The sequence below is a fragment of the Hydrogenophaga sp. OTU3427 genome, assembly GCF_038440225.1.
Lineage (GTDB): Bacteria > Pseudomonadota > Gammaproteobacteria > Burkholderiales > Burkholderiaceae_C > Hydrogenophaga.
Window position 1 is genome coordinate 1 of the sequence record NZ_JASATI010000050.1, and the last position, 10741, is coordinate 10741.

7 protein-coding genes are annotated in these 10741 nt (G+C 67.5%); 3 read left to right on the forward strand and 4 right to left on the reverse strand.

Annotation, left to right across the window (positions count from 1 at the left end):
* From AAHB17_RS20840 to AAHB17_RS20855, 4 genes are all read right to left on the reverse strand, one after another.
* Window positions 1–1426, reverse strand: a 1426-nt coding sequence (locus AAHB17_RS20840; RefSeq protein WP_342132825.1) for a glutamate synthase subunit beta, incomplete at its 3' end; no start/stop codon positions are given.
* Between the two features lie 24 nt (window positions 1427–1450).
* Window positions 1451–6223, reverse strand: coding sequence for a glutamate synthase-related protein (locus AAHB17_RS20845; RefSeq protein ID WP_342132826.1), 4773 nt, complete (start codon window positions 6221–6223; stop codon window positions 1451–1453).
* 172 nt (window positions 6224–6395) lie between these two features.
* Window positions 6396–7097: a transposase gene (locus tag AAHB17_RS20850; protein ID WP_342132827.1), complete on the reverse strand. Its 702-nt coding sequence runs from the start codon at window positions 7095–7097 to the stop codon at window positions 6396–6398.
* Window positions 7098–7107: 10 nt separating this feature from the next.
* On the reverse strand, window positions 7108–7845 hold the full coding sequence (locus AAHB17_RS20855) for a GntR family transcriptional regulator (protein ID WP_342132828.1): 738 nt from the start codon (window positions 7843–7845) through the stop codon (window positions 7108–7110).
* A 174-nt stretch (window positions 7846–8019) separates the two neighbouring features.
* Between AAHB17_RS20855 and AAHB17_RS20860 the strand changes: the two genes are divergently transcribed.
* From AAHB17_RS20860 to AAHB17_RS20870, 3 genes are read left to right on the forward strand one after another with little or no spacing between them, the layout of a single operon-like run.
* On the forward strand, window positions 8020–9015 hold the full coding sequence (locus AAHB17_RS20860; protein ID WP_342132830.1) for a Bug family tripartite tricarboxylate transporter substrate binding protein: 996 nt from the start codon (window positions 8020–8022) through the stop codon (window positions 9013–9015).
* Window positions 9016–9021: 6 nt separating this feature from the next.
* A complete protein-coding gene (locus tag AAHB17_RS20865; RefSeq protein WP_342132832.1) occupies window positions 9022–9750 on the forward strand; it encodes an SDR family NAD(P)-dependent oxidoreductase in 729 nt (242 codons plus the stop codon).
* Between the two features lie 10 nt (window positions 9751–9760).
* Window positions 9761–10738, forward strand: coding sequence for an NAD-dependent epimerase/dehydratase family protein (locus AAHB17_RS20870; protein WP_342132834.1), 978 nt, complete (start codon window positions 9761–9763; stop codon window positions 10736–10738).
* Window positions 10739–10741 lie beyond the last annotated feature (3 nt).

Here is a 10741-nt window from a genome sequence, read left to right on the forward strand (position 1 = left end):
CCGAACGGGCGGCCTGACGGCCTTCGCGGATCGCCCAGACGACCAGCGACTGGCCACGGCGCATGTCGCCGGCGGCAAAGACCTTGGCCACGTTGGTGGCGTAGCCGTTGTCGAACTCGGTGTGGGCCTTGGCGTTGCCGCGACCGTCCTTCTCGACGCCGAAGGCGTCCAGCACGGTGGCCACGGGGTTGACGAAGCCCATGGCCAGCAGCACCAGGTCGGCCTTGTACTCTTTTTCGGTGCCGGCGATCTCGACCAGCTTGCCATCCTTGAACTCGACCTGCACGGTGGTCAGGCCGGTGACCTTGCCGCCCTTGCCGGTCAGGGCCTTGGTGGAGATGGCGAATTCGCGGGTGCAACCCTCCTCGTGGCTGGAGCTGGTGCGCAGCTTCAGCGGCCAGTAGGGCCAGACCAGGGGCTTGTTCTCTTCCTCGGGCGGCTGCGGCATGACCTCGAACTGGGTCACGCTGGCGGCGCCGTGGCGGTTGCTGGTGCCCACGCAGTCGGAACCGGTGTCGCCACCGCCGATGACGATGACGTGCTTGCCGGTGGCCATGATCTGGCCCTTGAGCTTGTCGCCGGCGTTGACCTTGTTCTGCATGGGCAGGAATTCCATGGCGAAATGCACACCATCGAGTTCGCGGCCAGGCACCGGCAGGTCGCGGCTCTGCTCTGAGCCCCCGGTCAGCAGCACGGCGTCGAAGTCCTTCTTGAGCTGCTCGGCGCTGACGGTTTCCTTGGCCCAGTTGGTGACCTTGCTGCCCTCGGGCAGTGCCCCCACCAGCACGCCGGTGCGGAAGACCACGCCTTCGGCCTCCATCTGCTTGACGCGGCGGTCGATGTGCGACTTCTCCATCTTGAAGTCGGGGATGCCGTAGCGCAACAGGCCACCGACACGGTCGTTCTTCTCGAACACCGTCACGTCGTGGCCGGCGCGGGCCAGCTGTTGCGCGGCGGCCAGGCCGGCGGGGCCGGAGCCGACCACGGCGACCTTTTTGCCGGTCTTGATCTTGGCCGGCTGCGGCAACACCCAGCCCTCGGCCCAGGCGCGGTCGATGATGGCGTGTTCGATGGACTTGATACCCACCGCGTCATCGTTGACGTTGAGCGTGCAGGCTGCCTCGCAAGGTGCGGGGCAAATGCGGCCGGTGAACTCGGGGAAGTTGTTGGTGCTGTGCAGCACCGTGGTCGCATCCTTCCAGTCGCCCCGGTAGACCAGGTCGTTGAAGTCCGGAATGATGTTGTTGACCGGGCAGCCGTTGTTGCAGAAGGGCGTGCCGCAGTCCATGCAGCGCGCGCCCTGCACCTTGGCCTGGCCGTCGTCGAGGCCGATCACGAATTCCTTGTGGTGCTTCAGGCGCTCGGGCACGGGCTTGTAGCCCTCCTCGACGCGCTCGTACTCCATGAAGCCGGTGACTTTTCCCATGATGTGTGCTTCCTCGTGCTGTGCTTATTTGGCGGCCACGGCAGGCTTCTTGCCTGCGGCTTTGGTGGTCGCGGCGGCGGCTTCCTGCTGGGCGTTGATCTCGCCCAGCGCGCGCTTGTACTCGTTGGGGAACACCTTGACGAACTTGGCGCGGGCGGTTTCCCAGTTGTCCAGCAGGTCGCGGGCGCGCTTGCTGCCGGTCCAGCGGTTGTGATCGGCCAGCAGTTTCTTGAGCTGGACCTCGTCGCTTTCACCCTTGTGCCAGACGGCCTTGGGCACACTGGCTTCCTGCTCGGCTGCCGGCAGCACCTTCTCCAGGCTCACCATGGCGGTGTTGCAGCGCTTGGCGAACTGGCCGTCCTCGTCGAGCACGTAGGCGATGCCGCCGCTCATGCCGGCCGCGAAGTTGCGGCCGGTCTGGCCCAGCACCACCACGGTGCCGCCGGTCATGTACTCGCACCCGTGGTCGCCCGTGCCTTCCACCACCGCGGTGGCGCCGGACAGGCGCACCGCGAAGCGCTCGCCGCCGACACCGGCGAAGAAGGCCTCACCGCTGGTCGCGCCGTACATCACGGTGTTGCCCACGATGATGTTCTTGCTGGCCTCGCCACGGAAGTCGATGCTGGGACGCACCACCACGCGGCCGCCCGACAGGCCCTTGCCGGTGTAGTCGTTGGCGTCGCCGATGAGGTACATGGTGATGCCCTTGGCCAGGAAAGCGCCGAAGGACTGGCCACCCGTGCCCTCGAGCTGGATGCGCAGGGTGTCGTCGGGCAGGCCTTCGGGGCGCACGCGGGTCAGCTCGCCCGAGAGCATGGCGCCCACGGTGCGGTTGACGTTGCGCGCGACCTCGATGAACTGCACCTTGTCACCCTTGTCGATGGCGGCGCGGGACTTGTCGATCAGACGCACGTCCAGCGCCTTGTCCAGGCAGTGGTCCTGCGTGGCCACGTGCAGGCGCGGCACATCGGCCGGCACCTGGGGCTGCGCGAACAGGCGCGAGAAGTCCAGGCCGCGTGCTTTCCAGTGGGCGATGCCCTTGCGGGTGTCGAGGAATTCGGCGCGGCCGACCAGGTCGTCGAACTTGCGCACGCCGAGTTGGGCCATGATCTGGCGCACTTCCTCGGCGATGAAGAAGAAGTAGTTGACCACGTGTTCGGGCTTGCCCGTGAACTTGGCGCGCAGCACCGGATCCTGCGTGGCCACGCCCACCGGGCAGGTGTTGAGGTGGCACTTGCGCATCATGATGCAGCCTTCCACCACCAGCGGCGCGGTGGCGAAGCCGAACTCGTCGGCGCCCAGCAGCGCGCCGATGACCACGTCGCGGCCGGTCTTCATCTGGCCGTCGGCCTGCACGCGGATGCGGCCGCGCAGGCGGTTGAGCACCAGGGTCTGCTGGGTTTCGGCCAGGCCGATTTCCCAGGGCGAACCGGCGTGCTTGATGGACGACCAGGGGGAGGCGCCGGTGCCACCGTCGTGACCCGCGATCACCACGTGGTCGGCCTTGGCCTTGGCCACGCCGGCGGCGATGGTGCCCACGCCCACTTCGGACACCAGCTTGACGCTGATGTCGGCACGCGGGTTGACGTTCTTCAGGTCGTGGATCAGCTGCGCCAGGTCCTCGATCGAGTAGATGTCGTGGTGGGGCGGCGGGCTGATGAGGCCCACGCCCGGCACCGAGTAGCGCAGGAAGCCGATGTACTCGGACACCTTGCCGCCCGGCAGCTGGCCACCTTCGCCCGGCTTGGCGCCCTGGGCCATCTTGATCTGGATCTGGTCGGCGCTGGCCAGGTACTCGGCGGTGACGCCGAAACGGCCCGACGCCACCTGCTTGATCTTGGAGCGCAGGCTGTCGCCATCCTGCAGCACCACGTCGGCCTCGACCTTGTCGGCACCGATGACCGACTTCAGGGTCTCCCCCTGCTTGATCGGGATGCCCTTGAGTTCGTTGCGGTAACGCGCCGGGTCCTCGCCGCCTTCACCGGTGTTGCTCTTGCCGCCGATGCGGTTCATGGCCACGGCCAGGGTGGCGTGTGCCTCGGTGGAGATGGAGCCCAGCGACATGGCGCCGGTGGCGAAACGCTTGACGATTTCCTTGGCCGGCTCCACCTCGTCGATGGAAATGGCCTTGGCGGGGTCGAACTTGAACTCGAACAGGCCACGCAGCGTCAGGTGGCGGCGGGTCTGGTCGTTGATGATCTGGGCGTACTCCTTGTACGTGTTCCAGTTGTTGGCGCGCGTGCTGTGCTGCAGCTTGGCGATGGCGTCGGGCGTCCACATGTGCTCTTCGCCACGGGCGCGCCAGGCATATTCACCGCCGGCGTCCAGCATGGTGGCCAGCACGGGGTCGTCGCCAAAGGCGGCCTTGTGCGTGCGGATGGCTTCTTCGGCGATCTCGAACACGCCGATGCCCTCGACGCGGCTCGCTGTGCCGCTGAAGTACTTGTCGATCACGTTGCTGTTGAGGCCGATGCACTCGAACAGCTGCGCGCCGCAGTAGGACATGTAGGTGCTCACGCCCATCTTGGACATGATCTTGGACAGGCCCTTGCCGATCGCCTTGACGTAGTTGTAGATCGCCTTCTCGGCCGAGAGGTCGGCGCCCAGGTCCTTGTGCAGGGCCGTCAGCGTCTCCATCGCGAGGTAGGGGTGCACGGCTTCGGCGCCGTAGCCGGCCAGCACGGCGAAGTGGTGCACTTCGCGGGCCGAACCGGTTTCCACCACCAGGCCGGCGGTGGTGCGCAGGCCTTCACGCACCAGGTGCTGGTGGATGGCCGACAGCGCCAGCAGCGCCGGGATGGCCACCTGGGTGGCGCCGACCGCGCGGTCGCTGATGATCAGGATGTTGCTGCCGCTCTTGATCGCATCCACCGCTTCGGCGCACAGCGAGGCCAGCTTGGCTTCCACGCCTTCGTGGCCCCAGGCCAGCGGGTAGGTGATGTCCAGCGTGTGGCTGCGGAACTTGCCCTGGGTGGTCTGCTCGATCGCGCGCAGCTTGGCCATGTCGGTGAAGTCCAGCACCGGCTGGCTCACCTCCAGGCGCAGCGGCGGGTTCACCTGGTTGATGTCCAGCAGGTTGGGCTTGGGGCCGATGAAGGACACCAGGGACATCACGATGGCTTCGCGGATCGGGTCGATCGGCGGGTTGGTCACCTGGGCGAACAGCTGCTTGAAGTAGCTGTAGAGCACCTTGTTCTTGCCCGAGAGCACGGCCAGTGGGCTGTCGTTGCCCATGGAGCCGATGGCCTCTTCACCGGCCTGGGCCATGGGCGCGAGCAGGAACTTGATGTCTTCCTGTGAGTAGCCAAACGCCTGCTGGCGGTCCAGCAGGGTGGGCGACACCGGTTCGATGCTGGCCACGGAGGACTCGTCCATGGTGACCTTGCCGACGCTGTCGGCCTCACCCGCCACCGGCTGCTCGACGTCGTCGAGGCGGATGCGCAGGTTCTCGATCCACTGCTTGTAGGGCTTGCTGTTGGCGAGGTTGGCCTTGAGCTCCTCGTCGTTGATCATGCGGCCCTGCTCCAGGTCGATCAGGAACATCTTGCCGGGCTGCAGGCGCCACTTGCTGACGATCTTGTTCTCGGGGATGGGCAGCACGCCCGACTCCGAGCCCATGATGACGAAGTCGTCGTCGGTGATGCAGTAGCGCGAGGGCCGCAGGCCGTTGCGGTCCAGCGTGGCGCCGATCTGGCGGCCGTCGGTGAACACGATGGAAGCCGGGCCGTCCCAGGGCTCCAGCATGGCGGCGTGGTACTCATAGAAGGCCTTGCGGCGCTCGTCCATGGTGGTGTGCTGTTCCCAGGGCTCGGGAATCATCATCATCACGGCCTGGCTGATGGGGTAGCCGGCCATGGTCAACAGCTCGAGGCAGTTGTCGAAGGTGGCGGTGTCGGACTGGCCGGCGAAGCTGATCGGGTAGAGCTTCTGCAGGTCGGCGCCCAGCACCGGCGACGACATCACGCCTTCGCGGGCACGCATCCAGTTGTAGTTGCCCTTGACCGTGTTGATCTCGCCGTTGTGGGCGACGTAGCGGTAGGGGTGGGCCAGCGGCCACTCGGGGAAGGTGTTGGTCGAGAAGCGCTGGTGCACCAGGCCCAGGGCCGAAACGCAGCGCGGGTCCTGCAGGTCGAGGAAATACTCGCCCACCTGGTTGGCCAGCAGCAGACCCTTGTAAACCACGGTGCGGCTGCTCATGCTGGGCACGTAATACTCTTTGCTGTGCGTCAGCTTGAGGTTCTGGATCGCGGCGCTGGCGGTCTTGCGGATCACGTACAGCTTGCGCTCCAGCGCGTCCTGCACGATCACGTCGTTGCCGCGGCCGATGAAGAGCTGGCGCATGATGGGCTCTTTTTCGCGCACCGTCGGCGACATCGGCATGTCGCGGTTGACCGGCACGTCGCGCCAGCCCAGCAGCACCTGGCCCTCGGCCTTGATGGCGCGCTCCAGCTCCTGCTCGCAGGCCAGGCGCGAGGCGTGTTCCTTGGGCAGGAAGACCAGACCGACACCGTATTCACCGGGCGGCGGCAGCGCCACGCCCTGCTTGGCCATCTCTTCGCGGTAGAGCGCGTCCGGCAGCTGGATCAGGATGCCGGCGCCGTCGCCCATCAGGGCATCGGCACCCACGGCGCCGCGGTGGTCCAGGTTTTCCAGGATCTTGAGCGCCTGGCTGACGATCTCATGGCTCTTGGCGCCCTTGATGTGCGCCACGAAACCGACGCCACAGGCATCGTGTTCGTTGGAGCTGGAATACAAACCGTGTTCTTGCAGATGGGTGATCTCGGCAGCCGTGGTCATGGCGCACTCCTGTGAATTTCGCGGGATATGGAGGATAGTGCACTGCAACAACAATGCCAAGTCTTTTATTTGGGGTCAGATACCATTTAATTCAGCACAGTGGAGTTATTGAATTTAATTGGGGACATATTTAATTCTTAACTATTCTTCACACAAATCAAGCACTTAGCGCTCAGGCAGCGCTGGCATCGGTTTTCCGGGGCCGTCCGGGCCGGCGCTGTACCGTTCGTCGGCCGCCGCCCGCCTGCAGGTCTGCCGCGAACGCCGCTCCGCCCAGCGGCCAGCCACCCTGGGCAAAACGCGTGAAAGCGTGCACCAGGGCGGCGTCCAGCCCGACACGCACCATTTCGGCGTAGGCGGCTTCGCGCGCGAAAGGCGTGTTGCCCATGGCCCAGTAGGCCGCTGGCGGCGTGACCACGCGGTCCACCCGTTGGCCGACGTAGTGCCTGTGGCTGCTCCAGGGCCAGTCGCCCGGCTGGGCACACAGGCCCGCGCGCACCGGGTGGGTGTCCATCCACACCATGCAGGGCAGCAGGTAGGCGCTCGCCTCCAGCGGCGCCGAGCGGTAGCGCCCTTCCCACAAGGTGCCGCTGCGCCCGTGGCGGTCGTTGAAGTAGCGCACGTAACTGCGCCCCAGGGCCTGCATGGTCTGGGTCAGGCCGCTGGCGTCGGACGGCAGCAGCAGCAGGTGGACGTGGTTGTCCAGCAGGACATAGGCCAGCACCGCCACCTTCAGGCGGGTGGCGTGCTCCAGCAGCAGCGTCAGGTAGCGCTCGCGGTCGGCGGCATCACCAAAAATGGGCTGGCGGTTGTTGCCACGCTGCAGCACATGCTGCGGGCAGCCGGCAATGGCCAGTCGGGGCAGGCGGGCCATGGCGCCGGTCTCAGCCCGCCAGGGCCTGGGTGTCCTGCTTCCGGGCGTCGGCCATGCCGGCCATGGCGTCGGCCGTGGCCTGCAGGTGGGCCGTCAACAAGGCCGTGGCGCGGGGCACGTCGCGCGCCAGCACGGCATCGGTGATCTCGCGGTGCTCGTCCACGACGTTGCGCACGCGGGCGGCGGCGTCCTTGTGGTGCAGCAGCCGGGTCTTGCGGTAGCGCTCGCTGTGGTCGACCAGCTGGTTGTGCAGGCGCACCAGCCACTCCGAGCCGCTGCCGGCGATCAGTGCCTGGTGGAAGGCCCGATGGCGTTCCTCCCACACACGCGCGGATTCGAGGTCGTCCTGCTGGTCGGGCAAGGGCGTGCGCGCCAGCAGGTGGTCGGCCGCCACGATGCGCGCCTCCCAGTCGGCGTCGCCGCTGTGCATGGCCTGCGCCAGGGCCGCCGTGTCCAGGCAGATGCGCGCCCGGGTCAGGTCCTGCAACTCGGCCAGGGACACCGGAGCCACCTCGAAACCCCGCTGGCTTTCGCTGCGCACCAGGCCTTCGCTGGAAAGGCGCAGCAAGGCCTCGCGCAGGGGACTCAGGCCCATGCCGTAACGCTGCTGCAGCACGTTCATGCGCAGCTTTTCGCCCGGCTCCAGCACCCCCGCCAGCACGTCGTCGCGCAGGCGCTTGTAGGCCCGTTCGGACAGGCTCTTTTCGCCTTGGGCGGTGTCGGCGGACAGATCGGGTGAGGTGGCCATGGACACGGATTGGATCATGGATGCGGCCATCGGACAGGCATGCGCCACCGTGATGTGTCGAAATTTATTTTATAAATTTCTATATTTTTTATGTTGACAAAGATTTTTTATATTTTTATCCTCGACTCCGCAGAAACATCCCACCCAGCCGCCCCACCCTTCCAGGAGCCCCCCATGCCCGTGACCCCGTTCTCCCGCCGCCTTGCCCTGCTGGCCGGCGCCACCCTGCTGACCTCCCTGGCCACCGGCCCCGCCCAGGCCCAGGCGCCCTACCCCTACAAACCCATCACCATCGTGGTGGCCTACCCGGCCGGGGGCGACACCGACGTGCTGGCCCGCGTGCTAGGCGAGAAGCTCAGCGCCCGGCTCGGGCAGCCGGTGGTGGTGGACAACCGCACCGGCGCCGCCGGCACCATCGGCACGGCCTCGGTGGCCAAGGCCAACCCGGACGGCTACACCTTGCTGATGGCGCCCAACACCGTGGCCATCACGCCGCACGTGCTCAAGAACGTGCCCACCGCGCAGATCGACCCGGCCCATGACCTGACCCCCATCGTCCAGGTGGCCAGCCAGGCCTTGTTCGTGGTCGCCACCACCGCCTCGGGCGCCACCAACATGAAGGAGCTGGTCGGCGCCGTGAAGGCCGGCAAGATCCCGTCTTACGCCAGCCCCGGCAACGGGTCGCCCATGCACATCCTGGGCGAGCTGTTCGACCGCTCGGCCGGCGTGAAGATCGCGCAGATTCCCTACCGCGGCAGCGTGCCGGCCGTGGCCGACATGGTGGGCGGCCACGTGCAGATGATGTACACCACGCTGGGACCGGTGGCGCAGCACCTGAACACCGGCAAGCTGGCCGCGCTCGCGGTGGCGTCCCCGCAGCGCTCGCCCTTCCTGCCCAACGTGCCGACCCTGAGCGAACAGGGCTTCAAGAACGCGGACGTGGGCGCCTGGCAGGCGCTGATGGGCCCCAAGGGCATGCCGACCGAGATCGTGAAATTGCTCAACCAGCACGCCAATGAGATCATCAAGATGCCCGACGTGCAGGAGCGCATGAAGGGCCTGGCCATCGTGCCGGTGGGGGGTGACGCCGCGCAGATGGCCAAGCTCGCCGCCGACGACTACAACCGTTACGCCAAACTGGTGAAGGACTTCGGCATCACCGCCGATTGATCGACCATGAACACACCCATCGCATTCGTGACCGGCGCGGCCCAGGGCATCGGCCTGGCCACCGCGGCGCGCCTGGCGCGTGACGGCTTCAAGGTCGTGGCCATGGACCACAACGCCGAGCGCCTGCAGGCATCGGTGGCCGAGTTGCTGGCCCAGGGCCTGCGGGTCGAGGCCGCCGTGGTGGACATCTGCCAGCGCGCCGACGTGGTCAAGGCGCTCGACGCCCAGCCCCGGGTGGACGCCATGGTCTGCGCCGCCGGCATCTACAACGACGCCCGGCTGCTGGACCTGACCGAGGACGCCTTCCGCCAGATGCTGGAGGTCAACGTCATCGGCACCTTCCTGCCGGCACAGGAAGCGGCGCGCCGCATGCAAGCCGGCGGTCGCATCGTCACCGTGTCCTCCCGCGGCGCGCTGGGCGGCACGCGCTTCGCGCACTACGTGGCCTCCAAGGCGGCGGTGATCGGGCTCACGCGGGCCATGGCCATGGAGTTGCGCGACCGCCAGATCGCGGTCAACTCGGTGGCACCGGGCTTCACCGACACGCCCATGACCCGCTCGGCCCCGGCCGAGATGTTCAGCGCCTGGGAAAACCTGGAACCCGGCGGCAAGGCCGCCACGCCCGACGTGATCGCCAACGCCATCGCCTTCCTGGCGGCCCCGGGCACGCAGTTCATCACCGGCCAGACCTTGTTCGTCGACGGCGGCAAGTCGCTCGGCGGCCTGGGCATCTGAAGGCGCGCCCGTGACCACGCTGATCACCGGCGCCGGCGTCATCGGCTGCCACACCGCCCGCCTGCTGGCGGCGCGCGGCGAGGCCTCGGTGCTGCTGGACTGGCACCCCGCGCACGAGGCGATCGCCACCATCGTCCAGCACCCGCTGGTCAGCGTGGAGCGGGGCGACGTGAGCGACCTGGATGCGCTCGACGCGCTGGTGCGCCGGCACGGCATCACCCGCATCGTGCACACCGCCGCCCTGCTGTCGACCGCCATCCGCCGGGACCCGGTGGCCGGCGTGCGCGTCAACGTCATGGGCACCACCCACCTGCTGGAGCTGGCCCGGCGCCACGGCATGCGCCGCCTGGTCCTGGCCAGTTCGACCACCGTGGGCTACACCGCCTTCGCCGACCACGCGGGCGGCGCCTTTCCCGAGGACTTCGCGCTGCGCTCGCTGTCGCACCGGCCGGGCTCCATCTACGCCGCCACCAAGGTCTGCGGCGAACACCTGGCCCTGCTCTACCGCGACCTGCAACAGGTGCCGGTGGTGGTGCTGCGCTATGCGGCCGTGATCAGCGCCTGGCCGGGGCCAGGCACCTCGGTGCCGGGGCGGGTGCTGTCCTCGCTGGTGGGTCCGGCACGGCGTGGCGAACGCGCCGTCATCGGCGACCCCTACCTGCTCTGGCAAGGCGGCGAGGAATTCATCGATGCCCGCGACTGCGCGCGGGCGAACCTCGCCGCGCTCGACGCCACCGATCCCCAGCAGGGGGTCTACAACATCGGCCTGGGCGAGCTGCACCGCTTCGACGATTTTGTGGCGGCCGTGCGCCAGTTGCACCCCACGCTGGACCTGATGCTCGAGACCCAGCCCGCCGGGGGTTTTGCCGGTTTTCCCCACGTGCGCACGGCCGCCAGCGACATCTCGGCCGCGGCCCGCGAGCTGCGCTGGACACCGGTCTACGGGCTCGCCGCCTCGGTTCAACACTTCGCTCCCCTTCTGGCCTGAGCC

Coding starts and splice junctions, on each gene's coding strand:
- AAHB17_RS20855 (WP_342132828.1), bottom strand. CDS start 7,845: ATGGCCACCTCACCCGATCTGTCCGCCGACACCGCCCAAGGCGAAAAG.
- AAHB17_RS20850 (WP_342132827.1), bottom strand. CDS start 7,097: ATGGCCCGCCTGCCCCGACTGGCCATTGCCGGCTGCCCGCAGCATGTG.
- AAHB17_RS20865 (WP_342132832.1), top strand. CDS start 9,022: ATGAACACACCCATCGCATTCGTGACCGGCGCGGCCCAGGGCATCGGC.
- AAHB17_RS20860 (WP_342132830.1), top strand. CDS start 8,020: ATGCCCGTGACCCCGTTCTCCCGCCGCCTTGCCCTGCTGGCCGGCGCC.
- AAHB17_RS20845 (WP_342132826.1), bottom strand. CDS start 6,223: ATGACCACGGCTGCCGAGATCACCCATCTGCAAGAACACGGTTTGTAT.